The sequence below is a fragment of the Alkalicoccus daliensis genome, assembly GCF_900103955.1.
GTDB classification, from domain to species: domain Bacteria; phylum Bacillota; class Bacilli; order Bacillales; family Salisediminibacteriaceae; genus Alkalicoccus; species Alkalicoccus daliensis.
The window spans coordinates 1-17,607 of the sequence record NZ_FNIL01000020.1 but is presented as its reverse complement, the minus strand read 5'-3'; the positions used below and the strand labels follow the sequence as shown (position 1 = coordinate 17,607).

Annotated in this window: 18 protein-coding genes; 2 read left to right on the top strand and 16 right to left on the bottom strand. The window is 44.5% G+C overall.

Annotated elements, in window-relative coordinates; translation table 11 throughout:
* Nucleotides 1–55: 55 nt before the first annotated feature.
* The 8 genes from ispE to metG all read right to left on the bottom strand — a co-directional run bounded on the left by ispE (nt 56) and on the right by metG (nt 8,763).
* On the bottom strand, nt 56–925 hold the full coding sequence (gene ispE, locus BLP92_RS17355; protein ID WP_090844569.1) for a 4-(cytidine 5'-diphospho)-2-C-methyl-D-erythritol kinase: 870 nt from the start codon (nt 923–925) through the stop codon (nt 56–58).
* Nucleotides 926–1,733: 808 nt separating this feature from the next.
* On the bottom strand, nt 1,734–1,994 hold the full coding sequence (locus BLP92_RS17350; protein WP_090844566.1) for a Veg family protein: 261 nt from the start codon (nt 1,992–1,994) through the stop codon (nt 1,734–1,736).
* A 119-nt stretch (nt 1,995–2,113) separates the two neighbouring features.
* Nucleotides 2,114–2,998, bottom strand: coding sequence for a 16S rRNA (adenine(1518)-N(6)/adenine(1519)-N(6))-dimethyltransferase RsmA (gene rsmA, locus BLP92_RS17345; protein ID WP_090844563.1), 885 nt, complete (start codon nt 2,996–2,998; stop codon nt 2,114–2,116).
* Nucleotides 2,995–3,546 (bottom strand): ribonuclease M5, encoded by a 552-nt coding sequence (rnmV, locus tag BLP92_RS17340; protein ID WP_090844622.1) that lies wholly within the window; start codon nt 3,544–3,546, stop codon nt 2,995–2,997. The genes rsmA and rnmV overlap by 4 nt, the downstream gene beginning before the upstream one ends.
* A 113-nt stretch (nt 3,547–3,659) precedes the next feature.
* On the bottom strand, nt 3,660–5,024 hold the full coding sequence (locus BLP92_RS17335; protein ID WP_090844561.1) for a ubiquitin-like domain-containing protein: 1,365 nt from the start codon (nt 5,022–5,024) through the stop codon (nt 3,660–3,662).
* Nucleotides 5,025–5,213: 189 nt separating this feature from the next.
* Nucleotides 5,214–5,798: a 3D domain-containing protein gene (locus BLP92_RS18310; RefSeq protein ID WP_090844558.1), complete on the bottom strand. Its 585-nt coding sequence runs from the start codon at nt 5,796–5,798 to the stop codon at nt 5,214–5,216.
* Between the two features lie 140 nt (nt 5,799–5,938).
* Nucleotides 5,939–6,703, bottom strand: coding sequence for a TatD family hydrolase (locus tag BLP92_RS17325; RefSeq protein ID WP_090844555.1), 765 nt, complete (start codon nt 6,701–6,703; stop codon nt 5,939–5,941).
* Nucleotides 6,704–6,762: 59 nt separating this feature from the next.
* Nucleotides 6,763–8,763, bottom strand: a complete 2,001-nt coding sequence (gene metG / locus BLP92_RS17320; protein WP_090844552.1) for a methionine--tRNA ligase — start codon at nt 8,761–8,763, stop codon at nt 6,763–6,765.
* Between the two features lie 1,142 nt (nt 8,764–9,905).
* Here metG and BLP92_RS17310 point away from each other — a divergent pair.
* Nucleotides 9,906–10,193: an AbrB/MazE/SpoVT family DNA-binding domain-containing protein gene (locus BLP92_RS17310; protein ID WP_090844546.1), complete on the top strand. Its 288-nt coding sequence runs from the start codon at nt 9,906–9,908 to the stop codon at nt 10,191–10,193.
* 76 nt (nt 10,194–10,269) lie between these two features.
* Here the strand turns inward: BLP92_RS17310 and rsmI are convergent, their stop codons facing one another.
* From rsmI to BLP92_RS17270, 8 genes are all read right to left on the bottom strand, one after another.
* Complete coding sequence (gene rsmI / locus BLP92_RS17305; protein ID WP_090844543.1) at nt 10,270–11,151, bottom strand: 16S rRNA (cytidine(1402)-2'-O)-methyltransferase; 882 nt, start codon at nt 11,149–11,151, stop codon at nt 10,270–10,272.
* Nucleotides 11,144–11,890, bottom strand: coding sequence for a tRNA1(Val) (adenine(37)-N6)-methyltransferase (locus BLP92_RS17300; protein ID WP_090844540.1), 747 nt, complete (start codon nt 11,888–11,890; stop codon nt 11,144–11,146). The genes rsmI and BLP92_RS17300 overlap by 8 nt, the downstream gene beginning before the upstream one ends.
* Nucleotides 11,891–11,950: 60 nt before the next feature.
* On the bottom strand, nt 11,951–12,310 hold the full coding sequence (gene yabA, locus BLP92_RS17295) for a DNA replication initiation control protein YabA (RefSeq protein WP_139148974.1): 360 nt from the start codon (nt 12,308–12,310) through the stop codon (nt 11,951–11,953).
* Nucleotides 12,311–12,325: 15 nt separating this feature from the next.
* Complete coding sequence (locus BLP92_RS17290) at nt 12,326–13,153, bottom strand: PSP1 domain-containing protein (protein WP_090844537.1); 828 nt, start codon at nt 13,151–13,153, stop codon at nt 12,326–12,328.
* Between the two features lie 2 nt (nt 13,154–13,155).
* Nucleotides 13,156–14,145, bottom strand: a complete 990-nt coding sequence (gene holB / locus BLP92_RS17285; protein ID WP_090844534.1) for a DNA polymerase III subunit delta' — start codon at nt 14,143–14,145, stop codon at nt 13,156–13,158.
* Nucleotides 14,146–14,158: 13 nt separating this feature from the next.
* On the bottom strand, nt 14,159–14,488 hold the full coding sequence (locus BLP92_RS17280) for a cyclic-di-AMP receptor (protein ID WP_090844531.1): 330 nt from the start codon (nt 14,486–14,488) through the stop codon (nt 14,159–14,161).
* 133 nt (nt 14,489–14,621) lie between these two features.
* A complete protein-coding gene (gene tmk, locus BLP92_RS17275; RefSeq protein WP_090844528.1) occupies nt 14,622–15,254 on the bottom strand; it encodes a dTMP kinase in 633 nt (210 codons plus the stop codon).
* A 7-nt stretch (nt 15,255–15,261) separates the two neighbouring features.
* The gene (locus BLP92_RS17270) at nt 15,262–16,677 is read right to left on the bottom strand and encodes an aminotransferase class I/II-fold pyridoxal phosphate-dependent enzyme (protein WP_090844527.1); all 1,416 of its coding nucleotides are present in this window, start codon (nt 16,675–16,677) and stop codon (nt 15,262–15,264) included.
* A gap of 116 nt (nt 16,678–16,793) precedes the next feature.
* Here BLP92_RS17270 and BLP92_RS17265 point away from each other — a divergent pair, with 116 nt between their 5' ends.
* The gene (locus BLP92_RS17265) at nt 16,794–17,417 is read left to right on the top strand and encodes a hypothetical protein (RefSeq protein WP_090844524.1); all 624 of its coding nucleotides are present in this window, start codon (nt 16,794–16,796) and stop codon (nt 17,415–17,417) included.
* The last annotated feature ends 190 nt before the right edge of the window (nt 17,418–17,607 follow it).

Here is a 17,607-nt window from a genome sequence, read left to right as displayed (position 1 = left end):
AAGTTCGAAAGCTCCTGCATAAGCCAAGTATGAAGAAGCGGCGAAACTGAAAGGACTAGGTAAAATGCTTCGTTCCTATTAACCTTACTACATGTACCTCTTCCATAAATCCTTTCAATCCGTTATAAAGCCGCTCTGCTTTAGACTGGTTCTTTGAAAGAGCAAATACAGTGGGACCGCTTCCGCTCATGACCGTTCCTTCAGAGCCGTACTGCTCTAAGCGATTTTTAATAACTTTTACTTCCGGTGCCAATGCAAATGTAGCTTTTTCCATCACATTTTCCAGCCGTGCACAGATGCCGTCAAAATCTTTTGCTTCAATTGCCTGGATCATTCCCGCAGTGTCAGGATGCTTCATCGTCTCCAGCTGCAGCCTTGCATAAATATCCTTTGTAGAAACTCCTGCCCGCGGCTTTGCAAGCACTACCCAGCATGGGGGTGGTGCAGGCAGAAAGGTTAATTTTTCTCCGCGCCCCCTCGCTACAGCTGTCCCGCCGTAAACACAGAACGGCACGTCCGAGCCGATTTCAGCTCCAATATCAGCAAGTGTTTCAATCGACAGATCCAGTTCCCACATTTTATTCAGCCCCCGAAGTACGGCAGCTGCATCTGTGCTTCCTCCTGCCAGTCCTGCAGACATCGGAATGACCTTATCAATAAATATAGAAACTCCCGCTTCCGGTGCATAACGGGACTGTAGAATCTTCGCCGCCTGCCAGGCCAGATTAGAGGCATCTGTAGGAAGCATTCCATGATTAGTTTCCACACGGATCGCACGTGTTTCCAGCTTGGTTAAATGAACACGGTCTGCGAGGTCTACGGTAGTCATTATCATCTCTACTTCATGATAGCCATCATTTCTTTTATTTAATACATCCAGCGTTAAGTTAATCTTCGCCGGCGCTTTCACAGTCAAACTTTTCAACCTCGTCACCTTCTTTACTAATTCATCGCTTCCGCTATTCTATCATTAGTTTCTAGGAAAAAGAATATCCAATTAACAGGGTGTTTTTAAGAAAAGCTCTTTTAAAGCCTGGTGTTATTAGGAGGAAGGTACGCCTGCGGCTCCTTTTTCTTCGCTTGCCGCGGGGAATTCCTTCCGCTGACCCTTGGCATAAGCAGGGTTCCGCCCGATCAGCAGTCATCTGCATAAAGGGCGTGAAGATGCCTTTTAGATCATTTGGTCGGCTGCGCATAGGTTTTCGGCGGTAAAAAAGCACACAGCCTCTGGAAGTACGAGCTGGGAAGCTTGTTCACGGCAATTCATATGTAAGCATAGGTGTTAGTGAATGTCTTTTGTTTCTACAGTCCCGCATATATTCCAGCTTCAAACCACAAAAGTTCTATATTTGCATTTTCATTCGATAGACTCATCATGAAAAAATTCAGTATGCCATTTATGCATGGATAAGGTCCTCTTATTCTGTCATTAGCAGCAGTTATCTGTACACGATGACGAATTATCTGCTTTTAGCAGCGGGTATTCTGTTATTAGTATGCGTATCTGTTACTAAAAGGGTGGGATCTGATTTTAACAACGCAGTTTCCCATATGTATCTGTCATTAGCAGCTTCGAATCTGTTATTAGCAAATAAGTGCCTCCCCTGCCCTCTTCTCTTTTATCAATTAGCAAATTACCCACAAAAATAGTAACTTATAATTTCCCAGGCAATAAAAAAAAGAAAAGCTTGCCCAGAGTTACTCTTCTGGACAAGCTTTTCTTCCGAATCATTTTAAGGCTGTGCTTCTTCTAACGGCTCGCCTGGGACAGAGAGTTTAACTGTCTCAGTTAAAACGTCCGTGTAGCTGTAAGACAACCGCTCAATCGAATATTCGTCTTTGTCGAGCTTTACCGTGAATACTGAAGGGTAGATTCCTTCAAGAAGTCCGGACCGCTCAATCATTTTCTTTCGACCGCCATTTGCCTGAATCGTTACTTTCTTGCCAACATTTGCTTCTAATGCCTGCTTGATTTCCGCTAACGTCTTCGCCATCGACGACACCTCACTTAAAACCTATTATACTTCAGCAGGCGAAATAAGTCAAATAAAATTTAAATTATAGCAACGTCGATAAAGCGTGTCAACAAATTAATTCGCAAATTTAAGAGATTTTAACGGGGATCGCCCGTATAGCGGTAAAAAGCGCTTGTCAGTGCAGCAAATTCTTTTATTGTCAGCGTCTCTGCACGGCGTTTTCCATCGATTCCAATCTCCTGTAAACGCTCTGTAACTTCCTGTTTTGAAAGTTTTTCTTCAAAAAACTTTGACAGATTATTTAACAACGTTTTCCGCCGCTGCACAAATGAGGCACGTACAAGCTCAAAGAAAAAGGTTTCGTCCACTACTTCTACCGGCGGCTTTTCCCGGCGTGTGAGACGGAGAATTGCGGAATCTACATTCGGCGGCGGCATAAAAACGGTTCTTGGAACAGTAAAAACTGTTTCTGCTTCCGCATAATACTGCGCGGCAATAGAAAGAGAACCATACGCTTTAGAGCCTGGTTTTGCTGCGATACGTTCTGCCACTTCCAACTGCATCATCACGACCATAACGCGGACCGGCAGTTTTTCTTCGAGTAGTTTCATTAAAATCGGGGTTGTCACGTAATAAGGGAGGTTAGCTATAACTGCGAGATCCTGTTCCGCTTCGAAATTTTCTTGAATCTGGGCATGAAGATCAGCTTTCAATACATCTTCATTAACCACCTTTACATGAGGATACGGCCCCATCGTTTCTTTTAAAATCGGCAGCAGCCGCTGATCAATTTCAAACGCCAGCACATTTTTTGCCTGCCGTGCGGAGTGTTCTGTTAACGCTCCAATGCCGGGACCTACTTCAATTACTCCCGTACTTTCCGTCACGCCGGCTGCCTGTACAATATTCGCTAATATATTTGGGTCAATTAAAAAATTCTGCCCGAGGCTTTTTTTAAACTTGAACCCGTGTTTTTCCAGAATTTCTTTTGTCCGTTTCGGCGTTGCTATATCTTTATTCATTCTTTTTCCTCCAACTTTTGCACTGCATGATAAAATTCTGCCCGGCTGATCTGAAACTGCTGCAGCCGCTTCACCAGCTGTTTTCCGTTCGTATAGCCGATATGAAGCTCATCTCCGAGCTTTTGTCTTTTTTCCCGTGCCCCTGGGCCTGCCAGCAGTCCTGCTTCATGCAGTTCTCCCCAGGAAGGCGTTTCTTCGCGTTCTTCTTCCGGGAGAGTTGTTTTCACGGAGTCCAGCGCTTCGAGAATATCCTCTTTCGCTGCATGCTCAATACCTACTTTTCCTTTTTCTTTGTCAATCGCCGCGTGCTTTGGCAGAAAGGCATGTTTACACCCTGGTACTGCCTGCTCAATAATGTGGCGGATTTTTTGACCTGGAAAATCAGGATCCGTAAAAATTATCACCCCGCGCCGTTCGCTGGCAAGCCGAATTTTTTCTATCGTCGCTTTTGTAATTCCCGAACCGCTTGTTTCTATCGTGTCACATGCAACATATCGCTTCAGTGTATGCGTATCATTTTTTCCTTCCACTACGATAATTTCTTTCATCTGCGGCAATAGAATCTGTTCCCCTTCCCGAATAGTTTCCTTCCCTCATCATACACAAAAAAAGGGGCAGCCGGGAAGAGGAATTCTTCTCTCAGCTGCCCTTTATCCTTATATTAGTCAATCACTCGCACTTCTACAGAGCGGCTGCCGAAGGACAAAGCTTTGTCCCTGCTCGGCATAAATATATCAATTTTATTTCCGTTTACCGCTCCGCCGGTATCTGCTGCGATAAATTCTCCCCGCCCTTTTACTTCCACTCGGGACCCCAGCGGAATTACGCCTGGATCAACTGCCACTACGCGGGCGTCCGGATTCGCTTTCAGGTTCATTCCTGTCTGCGTTATCCCGGAACAGCCACTGCAGTCTGCCGTATAAGCCGTAGCAGCAAAAGTTTTCCACTCTTCTTCTTTCTCCGTTTGTTCGTTATTCTCTGCTTCGTTTTCACTGCTTTGTGTTTCTGCAGTGGTATTCTTCTTCTGTGCTTCTTTCGGCGGCGCAGCTTCTTCTGCGTCTGCTGTTATTGAAGCTGTATTGTTTTTCTCTTTGGAAACCGCAGCTTCCGAATCTTCAGAGGCTGGTTTCTTTTCCGTACTTGCCGCTGCCACCTGCACTGGCTCTTTTGTTCCTACAGCGACGATTTGATCTTTGCTCTTTTGCACGATTTCTTCAGAAACAAGCTCTCTGGAAACCTCTTCTCCATTTTCCAGGGTTACTTCATAATGCTTTTTGATTTTTCCCGCCGTGCCGGGCTGCACTACTGCTTCTCTGCCGATCGCTAAAGAATCATCTTCTTTTGTCACAATCTTAAAATTTACCGTTTCTTCTTCGATCTCCTCTTCTTTTTCCACGCGGACAAGTTCAATTTCCGTACTTTCTGTTACTACTTCATCTTCCGAAGGAATAACCTTGTCCAGCTCATTTAATTCTATATTTTCTTCTTCCAGTATCTCTTCCACTGTAGCAGGAACCGTCCAGATCTCTTCTTCCTGTCCTTCTGCTTCCAGTGTCACTGGAAATGCTTTTTCATAAAAAATTTCTATGCCGTCCTTAATTTCTGCATGCAAAGAAGGCTCCACCGCATCGTGCTGGGAAACATCGACAGAGATTTCCTCCATCAATTCATCTACAGTGTCCACTGTAGTCCACATTTCCTCTTCTTCGCCTTCCAAAGAGACTGTCACTTGCTGTGCAGATTTATATTCTATTAAAATCTCATCTTCCACTGGTGTGTCCAGAGCAGGCGCTATGTAATCATGGGAAGCAACTTCAATATCCTGCTCTTCCATTACTGCCTCTACTGTGGATGCATGCGTTTCTAAACTGATCATTTCTCCTTCGTGCGAAATGATGACTTCTGCTTTTGTTACATCGTACACAACAATTCCTAACATCATCAAAATAATAGCTGTTCCTATGTTCGTCGTAAGGACGGACTTCTGCAGAAAACGTGCAAAAACCTCTCTTATCCTTGTTTTCATTGGACCTCACTCCTTCAAGACCGAAATTATACGCCCGGCTCTGTGGGTTGTCAACGAGATACCCTTTTCATTTCTGAAAAAGTAAGCTTCTTTCTTTTCGTGAACATAGAAAAATGCACGCCGCACCTGTAATCTTCGTAAAATATTACGATTAGATTACAAATGGGCGTGCAAAAGAATTCTATTGCTTTAATCGATCACTCTGACTTCCACTTCCTGTCTGCCGAAAGAAAGTGCATTTTCCCGTTCCGGCATAAAAATATCGATTTTTTGTCCATTAATTGCACCGCCGGTATCTGCTGCTAAAAATTCTCCGTGACCCCGGACTTCCACCGTCGAACCGAGCGGAATAACATCCGGATCTACTGCCACTACGTTTGCATCAGGATTTTCTTCCAGATCAATTCCCGTGCGGGTGACACCGGAACAACCTTCACAGCTTGCGGTATAAGCGGTAGCAGTAAATGATTCCCATTCTCCTGCTTCCGGACTTTCTTCCGTGTTTGTTTCTTCAGCAGTATTATCTGCCGTTTCTGTATTTACCGGTGCCGCTTCCGGGGCATTTTCCCCATTTAAGGCATTGTTTTCCCCGCTTGTTATTCCTGTATCCTCTAAACTTACGAGAAGCACCGGTTCATCGTCTGTACTGTCTTCATTTCCTGCAGTGTCATAAACGACCACTCCCAGCAAACCAACTACGAGTACCATTCCTGCGCTGGAGACTAGAAATGACTTCTGCCTTTGTGCAAAAGCTTCTTTCATTCTCCTGAACATGCTGTATACACTCCTTTGAAACCAAATTTACCATCGGTTTCTCTTTGCTTCTTCTCTTTAATTGTGAAAAAGAAAGAAGTATTGTGTAACATACCCGTATAAAATAATTAAAAACACGAAGCGCCATTTACTGCAGTATTTTACAGTTGGAATAAACGTACTGCGTTTGCGGTAGTGGTGTCAGCAAGTTCTTCATACGTGATGCCGCGAAGCTCTGCCAGCTGCTCTGCCACAAGCTTTACGTACGCAGGCTCATTCCGCTTTCCGCGGTACGGATGCGGTGCAAGATAAGGTGCATCCGTTTCAACAAGCAGGCGGTCGGCTGGAATTATTTTCGCTACTTCTTTTGGCAGCTTCGCGTTTTTAAAAGTCACCGGTCCACCGAAGGAAATATAAAAATTCATGTCCAGGCATTTTTGTGCTATTTTCTCATCTCCCTGGAAACAGTGCATAATTCCTCCGATTTCCGCAGCGTTTTCTTCCTCCAGCACCTGAACAATGTCCTCATGCGCTTCCCGGTCATGAATAATTACCGGCAGATTCACTTTTTTCGCCAGCGCAATCTGCTTGCGGAAGGCTTCTTTCTGCACCTCATGCGGAGATTTTTCCCAGTGATAATCCAGCCCGGTTTCTCCGATGGCAACTACCTTCGGGTGGGCTGCCAGTTCTTCCAGCCAGGCCAGTTTTTCTTCATCAAAATCAACCGCGTCCACTGGATGCCACCCGACTGCTGCATATAAAAATTCGTACTCTTCCACAAGTTCCATCGCGAGCTTAATCGTTTTTGTGTCGAATCCTACAACCACCATTTTTTCTACGCCTGCAGCACGTGCCCGTTCAATGACTTCAGCACTGTCTTCTGCAAACTGGTCTGCATTTAAATGTACATGCGTATCTATTAACATTCCGTTCTCTCCCTTGGAAAAAGGAACGAAACCATTTTTGGTCCCGTCCCTTTCTTGATTTATTTTACCTGTGCACCTTTTGGCAGCGCTTCTGCCACAGTTGCAAGTGATAATTTCCCATCGTGAGATCCTGCCAGAATCATTCCCTGGGAAAGTTCTCCACGGAGCTTTACCGGTTTCAGGTTCGTCACACAGATAACTTTTCTTCCTACCAGATCTTCCGGGGCATAATGCTTTGCAATGCCGGAAACAACCTGTCGTTCTTCATAGCCCAGATCAAGCTGAATCTTAAGAAGTTTATCTGCTTTCTTTACTTTTTCCGCTTTAATTACTTCTGCTACGCGCAGATCCACCTTTGTAAAGTCATCAATCGTGATTTCCTCTGCTTCTGGTGCTTCTACTGCTGTTTCCTCAGCTTCTTCAGTTTCTGCTGCTTTTACTGTGCCGCCCATCATGTCTACAATTGCTTTTACCTCTTCTTCAAAGTCCAGGCGCGGGAAGATTGGCTCTCCCTTTTCAATAATTTTTGTGCCTGCCTTCAGCTGGCCAGGCTGCTTTAACGTTTCCCATCCAGTCAGTTCTTCGGGTATCTGCAGCTGCGCATAAATTTTCCCCGGTGTCTTTGTCAGGAATGGGCGGAGCATAATAGAAGCCTGGCGGATAGATTCCACCAGATGATGTAAAACAGAACCAAGCTGTTCTTTCGCAGTTTCATCCTTTGCAAGAATCCACGGCTGTGTTTCATCAATATATTTGTTTGTACGGCTGATTAATTGACCGATCGCCGTGAGGGAAACGGAAAACTGCATTTCTTCCATGGATGTTTCTACTTTATCGACCGTAGAATCAATTAATTCCAGCAGAGAAGCATCATACGGAGAGGCATCCTTTAGGTATGCAGGCAGTTCCCCATTAAAATATTTATTGATCATTGCGATGGTACGGTTTACAAGATTCCCAAGATCGTTCGCCAGATCATAATTAATACGGTCTACAAATCCCTCCGGCGTAAATACACCGTCTGAACCAAATGGTACTTCGCGAAGAAGATAGTAGCGCACTGCATCCAGGCCGTATCGGTCGATCAATGGCACAGGATCGACAACATTCCCTTTAGACTTCGACATTTTTCCGTCCTTCATCAAGAGCCAGCCGTGTCCAAATACTTTTTTCGGCAGCGGCTGATCAAGTGCCATCAGCATGATCGGCCAGTAGATTGTGTGAAAACGAACGATTTCTTTTCCTACGAGATGTACGTCTGCCGGCCAGTGGGACTGATACAAGCTGTCATCTTCCGAACCATAGCCAAGCGCAGTAATATAATTGGATAAAGCATCGATCCATACATATACCACGTGCTCTGGATTGCTTTCCACTTTTACTCCCCAGTCAAAAGAAGTACGGGAAACAGCAAGATCCTCTAATCCAGGTTTAATAAAGTTATTGATCATTTCATTTTTTCGTGATTCCGGCTGGATAAATTCCGGATTTTCTTCATAATACTTCAGCAGTCTGTCAGCATACTTACTCATTTTGAAGAAGTAGGATTCTTCCCTTACTTTTTCTACCGGGTGACCGCTGTCGGGGCTTTTCCCTCCGATAATGTTTCCTGCTTCATCATACTCTTTTTCTTCCAGCTGAAGCTCGGTGTAAAATGTTTCATCAGAAATTGAATACCAGCCTTCATATTCATCCAGATAGATATCTCCCTGTTCCAGAAGTTTGTCGAATATTTTCGCAACCACCTTCTTGTGTCTTTCTTCTGTCGTACGAATAAAATCATCATAGGAAATATCAAGTTTATCCCACAGCTGCTGGATGTCTTTTACAATGTCATCTACAAATGCCTGTGGTGACACCCCGTTTTCTTTTGCTTTCGCTTCAATTTTCTGACCATGCTCATCGGTTCCGGTTAAATAACGGACATCGTATCCGCGCAGACGCTTATAGCGGGCCATGGCATCCCCTGCCACCGTCGTATAAGCATGCCCGATGTGAAGTTTCGCACTCGGGTAATAAATAGGTGTAGTAATATAAAATGTTTTATTCTCCGTTGTCATCTTGTATAAAGCCTCCTTTAATAATAAATACATGTAAACTGCAGACGAAAAAAAGCCCCCGTCCTCATACAGGGACGAGAGCATAGCTCACGCGGTACCACCCGGTTTCGTTAACAATCGTTAACCTCGGCACGACCGGAAATTTCCGGTCTCTCTGTTTAACGCACAGCAGCGTGCTCTCCTTACGTTATCTGCTCGGAAAAGCAGCCTCTCCCGGGACCATATTCAAAAGTGCGGCATGTCCGGTTTTCAGCTCCCCCGGCTCTCTGCGTCATGCGCTTCTTTCTACTCATCCCATCATTGAAGCTTCTATTATGATAGTTTCTCTCCTTGAAAATATACCGAATGCTCCTGCGAATGTCAACCAGCGTGCGGGTTGATAAGTACCGACCCTTCTTTTGCTGGCTTCCCGGTAATTCTAATTCTGCACGGCTTCATAAATATCTTCAGTGCTCTTCCAGGGAAGCTGAAATTTTTCTCCCCGGCAAATGAAGAAATAGAAACAGCAGACACTCCATTACCGGAAACTAACGGCGTTTTTTCAAATAAATGGATTATCAACAGCCATGATCTATTTGTACTTTATCCTCTGTATATGGAAAGTAATAGAAATATCTTCATGAATGAGCAAGTTATTGTATTTTTGTGACAATATTGTTTATTATAAGAGCATCACTAGTAAGTGGAGTTCGCACTACAGTAAATCTTGTAACAGCAGGAAACAGAAGCATGATTGATAAAGTCATTTTTCGACAAAGGTGATTGCTTACCGCTTCGCTGAAACATTGTATTATTGTATGGTGGATGTCTTTAGTATTTTGTCGAAACAAGTAAATCAAGGTACCCTTAAGCTTTTTTCCACTCCAATATTAGTGACAGCTTCATTGATGTCCCGTCGGCACTGCGCAAAAAGTCGAAGCCAGATAAATAAAATTACGACACAGTCCTCTTTTTTCATCTTAATCACCTTGAGTAATTAACAGGATTGAGAGAAAAAGGAAATAATTAATAGTTTTTGTTAGTTTTTAATTGACTTCATTTGGAAGTATTGGTATTATACTCTTAACAGAAATTTGTCGAATCATGGCGTTTCGATATTCTGAGGGTAGGACAATTTAGTTAGAAGAGAGGGGATTTTTAACATGAAATCTACAGGAATCGTAAGAAAAGTTGATGAATTGGGGCGCGTAGTTATTCCAATCGAACTTCGTCGTACACTGGATATTGCAGAGAAAGATGCTCTGGAAATTTATGTAGACGATGACCGTATTGTGCTTAAAAAGTACAAGCCGAACATGACTTGTCAGGTAACTGGGGAAGTATCTGATGATAACTTGTCTTTAGCAAAAGGAAAAATCATTTTGAGTCCGATGGGCGCAAAAGAAATCATCAAAGACTTGGAAGAGTATATCTCCAAGCAGGAAAACTAAGAGATTTAAATTATTGGGCAGAAAGAGAGGGCAGCCGATTCGGCTGTCCTCTTTTTCTATCTTCTGCAGTTTTTATCTATTTTTCTATATGATAGGCCTGATATACATCCCGTTTTGGAAGGTCCCGGTCTATTGCAGTTAACTTAATCGCCTGTTTTGATTTCTCTCCTGCTTCTATATACTTTTCCACATGTTCGACTACACTCAGCGGCTCCCACCATGCAGTGCCCTCTGCTGCTTCCTGTTCTTCCTCTGACGCACCTTCTATCAGGAGCACACACTCGCCCTTAATTTCCAGGTCTTCCGCCCAGTTCACCAGTTCGGCAAGTGTGCCGGTAATAATCGTTTCATACTGCTTTGTCAGTTCCCGTCCTATCGCAGCTCTGCGATCTCCCAGCACTTCCAGTGAAGCTTCGAGCATTTCTTTCAGCCGGTGAGGCGACTCATAAAAAAGTAATGTGGAAGGAACCGCCTGCCATGAAGTTAACACCTGCTTCCGCTTCTTCTTCTTTCGATCGACAAATCCTATAAAAGTAAAGGAGTCGGTGGGGAGACCAGAAGCAATCAGAGACGTAAGTGCTGCATTAGCTCCAGGCAGTGCAATGACCGGCAGTCCTTCCGCCTTCGCCGCATATACAAGCTCTGCTCCCGGGTCTGAAACAGCAGGCATTCCCGCATCGCTGACTACAGCCACATGTTCTCCCGACCGCACTCTCGCTAACAGTTCTTCCCCACGGGATCTTTTATTATGTTCGTGATAGCTGACCAGCGGAGTAGCGATCTCAAAAACATGACAGAGCTTTTTGGTATGGCGGGTATCTTCTGCTGCGATAACATCTGCTTCCTGCAGTGTTTTGACTGCTCTATAGGTCATATCATCCAGGTTTCCTATCGGCGTGGGGACAAGTGTAATTTTTCCTGCCGCTTCTTTATCCATAAAGCTTCTTTGCTCATTCATTTGTGCGCCCCCCTTCAAAATATTCTTTATAAAATTCTTTTTGATAAGTGCCGTCTTCTGCGTAAACTACCCAGGGAGCTTCTGTTGTTAACCCTGGATTTCCATCTTTTACTGCTTCAATGAGTACGATATTTGCTGCTTTTGTAAGCTTTGGATGGACGTATTTAATCCGTTTCGGCGCCAGATGGTATTGGTTCATTATTGCAAAGATTTCTGCTGCCCGCTCCGGGCGGTGTACAAAAGCAACTTTTCCTTTTGATTTTACCAATGCGGCAGCCGCAGCCACGGCGTCTGTCAGCGTACAGGAAACTTCATGACGGGCAATCGTTTTCCATTCATTTTCATTCACGCCTTTTGCAGCAGTTACCGGAAAATATGGGGGGTTACAGGTAACAAGATCATATTTCCCAAGTTCCATTCCCTGTAAAATACGCAGATCTCCTTCCTTAACAGAGATCTGCCTGCTCAGTTCATTTGTGATGATGGATCGTTCGAACAGCCCGCAGAGAAGCGGCTGTAATTCCATTGCTTCTATTTTCGCTTTCGTACGAAGACTCAGCATTAACGGCACGGCTCCGGTCCCTGCACACAGATCTATGATCCGTTTTGCTCCACTGACTCTGGCGAATTTCGCAAGCAGCACCGCATCCATCGAATAGGAAAATATATCACTCCGCTGGTGGATCATTCTTTCATTCCCCGGCAGAAAATCCTGGCGCTCTTCAGCAGACACTGTCATTTTTCACACTCCTTCCGCAAAAAAACGCCCCCTCTTTCCGGGACGTTTTTGATATCCATGCTATTCCGGCCGATTTAAAAAGGAAAGGCAGAACAGACAGTCCCCTTCTTTACGAATACTGCCGTAATGAAGATTACAGATGTGAAACCCTTCCTGATACAGGCGGGCCAGATTGTCATAGCCCTCACCGAATCCAGGTTTAATCCTCGCTTCTGCAGCTACTACCTGTCCCGGCTTGTTTTCCTCTTCTGCCGCCTCCTGGTTCATACGGTCCCGCAGATGTTTGTTTTCCATCTGCAGGTGTGTATTTTCCTCCAGCAGCTCCGCCAGCTGATCTTTCAGCTCTCCAAGCTCATGATGAAGTCCGCCGATCCGTTCTTCCATCTGGCTGACGCGGGTAAAAATTTCTTTTTTGTTCACGATGCCCACACCTCATTACTTCGTGGTCTGCGCGGCGATCGCTCCTTCTTCCAGGAGTTCATCCAGCGTATATTCTATAACCTGCTTTGACTCGAAAATTTCCACCTGTACGAGCCGTTCCAGCATATTTAAACCAACGACTTTTCCTTTACCGTAGCTGGTCGTCAGCTTCTGGTATAAATCCGGCAGGTCTTTTTTTGCGGATTCATAGGTGTCGTTTTCATATTTCAGACAGCACATTAACCGTCCGCATAAACCGGAAATTTTTGTCGGATTCAGCGAAAGATTCTGGTCCTTTGCCATCTTAATCGATACGGGTTCAAAATCTCCGAGAAAAGTCGAACAGCATAACATTCTGCCGCACGGCCCGATTCCTCCGAGCATTTTTGCTTCATCCCGCACCCCAATCTGCCGAAGTTCAATCCTTGTCCGGAAGATGGCGGCAAGATCCTTTACGAGCGTCCGGAAATCAATTCGCCCGTCTGCCGTGAAGTAAAACAGAACTTTATTTCGATCAAATGTATATTCAACGTCTACCAGTTTCATATCAAGGTTATGCTCAGTAATTTTCTGCAGACAGATATTGAATGCTTTCTCCGCTTCTTTTTTGTTCTCCGTGATCGTCAGTTTATCTTTCTCCGTGGCGAGCCGCAGCACTTGTTTGAGCGGTAGAACAACATCCTGTTCTTCCACTTCCTTTATTCCAATGACTGCTTTGCCGAATTCGACGCCGCGCGCCGTTTCTACAATAACATAGTCATCCTTTTCTATCTGTAAATTTCCCGGGGAAAAATAATAAATTTTCCCGGTTTTTTTAAACCGCACTCCTATTACTTGATGCACAATTATCCCTCCTGTAAACGAAGCAGCAGCTGTTCCATCAGCAGCTGTGGAGATACGTTCGCATTAATGCGCCGTTTCGCATTCATTACTGCCTGGAGGTTATTACCGAGTTTCCCTTGTGAAAGCTGGAACGCTTGTTTCGCAAGCGTATCTTCCTGATCTATATAAACGATCGCATCTGACTGGCCTACCTGCATACGCAGGACATCCCGATACCAAAGCATCATCAGATCCAGCGCCGTCTGTACATCCTCGCGTTCACTGAAAAACGGTATAATTGTCTCGTGAAGCGTAATATATGCATCCGCCGGCCGTCTGATAAGATCGTCAATTAATTGTATCACTTTCTCGCGTGCCTGTGTGATCCAATCTTCTTCAAATAACTGCTCTGCTTCTGTTAAATCCGAAGTAAGCTTTGCTACGATTCCTGCATCCTTCTCCCGGTACCCCGCAGCTGTAAGCTTTTTAATGATTCTATCTGGTGAGAGGGGAGAAAAACTCATTACCTGGGCCCGAGATAATATTGTGGGAAGCATCTGATAGGCGTTTGTAGTTAACAGCAGTGCCAGTGCTTCTCCATCCGGCTCCTCAAGAAATTTAAGCAGGCTGTTGGCCGCACTTGCTGACATTTTATCTGCTTCTTCTACAATATATATTTTCTTTTGTGTTTCCACTCCGCGCATACTGAATTCTTTTTTCAGTTCCCGGATCTGGTCCACTTTAATTGTCGTTCCATCCGGTCGTATCGTGTGAATATCCGGATGATTCCCGGATTCTGCACGCCGGCATTCCCGGCAGACAAGACACGGATTTGCTGCTACTGTAGCTTCACAGAGAAAAGATTTTGCAAGCAGCAGAGCCGCTGCGCGCTTTCCGGTCCCGCGTCCGCCTTCAAATAAATAAGCATGGGCCAGCCGGTCCCGCTTTACACTGTTCTGCAGGACACGCGAAATCGTCGGTTGTGTTTCTTCAAGTTCCTGCCACTGATCCATGGTCCAGCCTCCATTAAAACTTTTCGAACTGCTCTACCGGCAGAATAAATACCGTCGCTCCTCCAACCTGTACTTCCACAGGGTAAGGTACGTAGGAATCAGCATTTCCTCCCATTGGGGAAATAGGAGCAACCAGCTGCTCTCTTGATTCACAATTTTCTTTTATAATTGCTAACACGCTGTCCACTTCAGCATCTTTTACACCAATCATGAACGTCGTATTGCCTGCCTTTAAAAATCCACCAGTGCTTGCTAGTTTTGTTGCCTGAAATTCCTGATCTACAAGCGCATCCGAGAGTCGGTTGCTGTCTTTGTCCTGGATTACCGCAATGATCAGCTTCATATTCATCTCCTCCATTAATAGGGGTTATTTGTATTATAACAAGAATTTCTAATATACATGCGATGTTTGTTAGATTTCACCCGCAAAATTATTGCAGGAAAAACAATTACCCGTGTGCAGAAAACTATGCTGATCAGTTTGACTGAATTTTTTGAGAGAGTACTTTCCAGGCTGCATCTGTTACTTCAGGAAGTGAACGGCCTGCGTCAATTTTTTTTATTCTTTCCGGTTCCCTTTCCTGCAGCTGAAGATACATGTCTCTTACTGCCTGATGAAATTCCAGCGACTCCTTATCCAGCCGATTGATTTCTCTTCCTTTATTTTCTTTTATCCGGTGCAGTCCCTGCACCGGATCGATGTCAAAATAAAGTGTTACATCCGGTTTCATCCCGCCTGTCGCAAATTCATTCAGTTCGCGTACAGCCTCCACTCCTATTTTTCTTGCAAAGCCCTGATACACGAGGCTGCTGTCTACAAAACGATCACAAAGAATAATTCCGCCCCGTGCAAGATGCGGCACGACTTTTTCCATTAAGTGCTGCCGGCGGGATGCAGCATATAATAATGCTTCTGTCCTAGCATCCATTGCCGTGTGCTCCGGATCAAGAATGATATCTCTGATCTTTTCTGCGATATGGCTTCCACCGGGTTCTCTTGTTGCCAATACATCATAGCCCTTTTCCGCTAATTTTTTATGAAGCTCTTTTAACACCGTTGTTTTTCCAGCTCCTTCGCCGCCTTCAAATGTAATAAATGTACCGCTCATGCTATTCTCATCCTTCCATGTCTGTAAAAACACTGATGAAACTTTTATCGCCTTTTATACGCACCCGGCGTTTTTTCAAATGTTCGTAAGCAGTTATATGCTCTTTCGTGATTTTTTCTCCTCTTAACAGCAGTGGAATGCCCGGAGGATAAGGAATAAATGTATCTGCGGATATTTTCCCTTCCGCTTTTTCCCACGTTATTTCCTTTTCCTGCATACGCTCCAGCTGTTCATAGGAAGCTGCTGTTTTCACTGCTTTCTGACTGCCGCGTATGACCTTGTGCTGGAGCGCAGCCGGTTTTTCTTCTTTAAATATTCGCTGCAGCTGTGCAAACATCTCCCTGGTCACCTGCAGATCAAGAGATAAAGTTAATAATAAATGTACAGGGGAACGAAGTTCCGGATAGGCACCCTCAGTTTCCATTTTTTGCTGCCACATCTCCGGTTTTTCAGGATGATTTCCTGCAAGAAGACTTAATTTCAAAGGATCCAGACGATACTCTCCGATTTTTTCAGGGAGGATGGCTGTATATTGAGAGAGCTTTTTCCTTTCAGACTTAATGAGCTGAGCAGATTCTTGCCAGTCCTGTTTTTCTGCCGCGTAAGCACGTGCGATATCTAACGAAGCCATCAAAGGATAGGAGGGACTGCTCGACTGTGTCATTGCCAGTGCTTTCCGAAGTTTATTTTCTGCAATATGATTATTTCCTGCGTGCAACCAGGCGCTCATTGTCATTGCAGGCAGTGTTTTGTGTGCAGATTGCACTACAAGATCCGCTCCTGCAGCTAAAGCACTTTCGGGAAACCATTGATTATTCTCAGGTAAAAAATGTGCTCCGTGCGCTTCATCTACAAGAAGCAGTGCTCCAAAATGGGTACACAAGGCTTTATGTATAGATAAGGACTGTCCATATCCTTCATAGGTAGGATTCGTTAAAAAAACAGCACGCGCTTCGGGAAAATCCTCCAATGCAGCTTTCAGTGTTTCTGTATGTATTCCAAGCGGCAGCCCTGTCGCTGCATCTCTGTCAGGATCAAGAAACACAGGAACTGCACCTGCAAGCTCCAGCCCATTAAATACGGATTGATGACTGTTTCGCTGCACGAGAACGATATCTCCCCTGGAAACTGACGCCAGCAGCATCGCTGCATTTCCAGCAGTAGAACCTCCTACGAGAAAATAACTTCTTTTTGCCTGATAAAGAGCAGCAAGCAATTCCTGTGCCTCTTTGATTACGGATTCCGGTGCATGCAAATCATCCAGTCCGTTGATTTCCGTTTTATCGAGCGACAAGATTGCTTCAAATTGTTTTATAAATTTTCCCGGAAAAACTTTTCCATTTTTATGTCCCGGCACATGATAGGAAGAAGCATTTTGCAGCTTTTCCAATGCATGATATAGCGGCACTTTCGTTTGGTCCATTCTCGCTCCTCCGTTTCTTACTCTAATTATAACGAAAATCTCTTGATCTTGCTTTTCCTTCTTTGCTTTGATTAACTAAAAATAAGAGAACCAGTGTGAGGAGGGGAGAAGTAAATATGAAAAAAAGATTTGCTGTTGTATTTGTATTGTTAGTTTCCTACGCCGTATTTCTTGCTCCGGGCGGTGAAAATGGCGGAGGCCCCACGTTTCCGCAGCTAATAACCGGACAATTTGAAGGCGTGGATCCACTCGTCACAGCTGTATTTTCTATGCTCGGAATTTATCCGGTAATTTTCGCTCTTTTATTAATTCCAAAAGATAGATACCGGCTCCCAGCCTGGCCCTTCGTCCTGTTATCTTTTGGTCTTGGTGCTTTCAGTATCCTTCCCTATATGGCATTCAGAGGCAGCAGAAATAAAGAAACTGCCCGGGGACCGCGCCTGCTTCATCATGGTATCACACATCCATTACTGCTGATTTTATTATTGATTATTTCTATTGCAGTTTACTTGGTTGGGATAGCTGGTTCGTTTTCTGCCTATGGAGAAGCTTTTATGAATTCAGGTTTAGTGAGTGTAATGACGATCGATTTCCTTGTAGTCATATGGCTTACTTATTACATCCTCCGTTATGATTGGCAGCTCCGCCACACTTGGCTTACTTTTATTCCAGCGATTGGTCCGCTTATTTTAATTCTCTGGAGAAACAAGCTTTCTGTACCGCATGAAAAGTTAGATTAATAAGGAATTCTTTTTATTTTGGCTCTGTCAAAGTGGATTGATATAAGAAAGGCACGCCTGCGGTTTTTATTTTCAAGGCAGCTTCATTTTAAAATACAAAAAAGCACTTCATCCGCAGATGAAGTGCCGGGTACCTAGCAGCGTCCTACTTTCGCAGGGGGAGAGCCCCCAACTATCATTGGCGCTGGTG

What these genes read in the sequence shown, in the direction of transcription:
- holB (WP_090844534.1), bottom strand. Translation starts at nt 14,145, where the DNA reads ATGGATCAGTGGCAGGAACTTGAAGAAACACAACCGACGATTTCGCGT.
- BLP92_RS17300 (WP_090844540.1), bottom strand. Translation starts at nt 11,890, where the DNA reads ATGACAGTGTCTGCTGAAGAGCGCCAGGATTTTCTGCCGGGGAATGAA.
- BLP92_RS17270 (WP_090844527.1), bottom strand. Translation starts at nt 16,677, where the DNA reads ATGGACCAAACGAAAGTGCCGCTATATCATGCATTGGAAAAGCTGCAA.
- BLP92_RS18310 (WP_090844558.1), bottom strand. Translation starts at nt 5,798, where the DNA reads ATGTTCAGGAGAATGAAAGAAGCTTTTGCACAAAGGCAGAAGTCATTT.
- rnmV (WP_090844622.1), bottom strand. Translation starts at nt 3,546, where the DNA reads ATGAAAGAAATTATCGTAGTGGAAGGAAAAAATGATACGCATACACTG.
- BLP92_RS17280 (WP_090844531.1), bottom strand. Translation starts at nt 14,488, where the DNA reads ATGAAGCTGATCATTGCGGTAATCCAGGACAAAGACAGCAACCGACTC.
- BLP92_RS17325 (WP_090844555.1), bottom strand. Translation starts at nt 6,703, where the DNA reads ATGTTAATAGATACGCATGTACATTTAAATGCAGACCAGTTTGCAGAA.
- metG (WP_090844552.1), bottom strand. Translation starts at nt 8,763, where the DNA reads ATGACAACGGAGAATAAAACATTTTATATTACTACACCTATTTATTAC.
- BLP92_RS17335 (WP_090844561.1), bottom strand. Translation starts at nt 5,024, where the DNA reads ATGAAAACAAGGATAAGAGAGGTTTTTGCACGTTTTCTGCAGAAGTCC.
- BLP92_RS17310 (WP_090844546.1), top strand. Translation starts at nt 9,906, where the DNA reads ATGAAATCTACAGGAATCGTAAGAAAAGTTGATGAATTGGGGCGCGTA.
- tmk (WP_090844528.1), bottom strand. Translation starts at nt 15,254, where the DNA reads ATGAGCGGTACATTTATTACATTTGAAGGCGGCGAAGGAGCTGGAAAA.
- BLP92_RS17350 (WP_090844566.1), bottom strand. Translation starts at nt 1,994, where the DNA reads ATGGCGAAGACGTTAGCGGAAATCAAGCAGGCATTAGAAGCAAATGTT.
- rsmI (WP_090844543.1), bottom strand. Translation starts at nt 11,151, where the DNA reads ATGAATGAGCAAAGAAGCTTTATGGATAAAGAAGCGGCAGGAAAAATT.
- BLP92_RS17265 (WP_090844524.1), top strand. Translation starts at nt 16,794, where the DNA reads ATGAAAAAAAGATTTGCTGTTGTATTTGTATTGTTAGTTTCCTACGCC.
- rsmA (WP_090844563.1), bottom strand. Translation starts at nt 2,998, where the DNA reads ATGAATAAAGATATAGCAACGCCGAAACGGACAAAAGAAATTCTGGAA.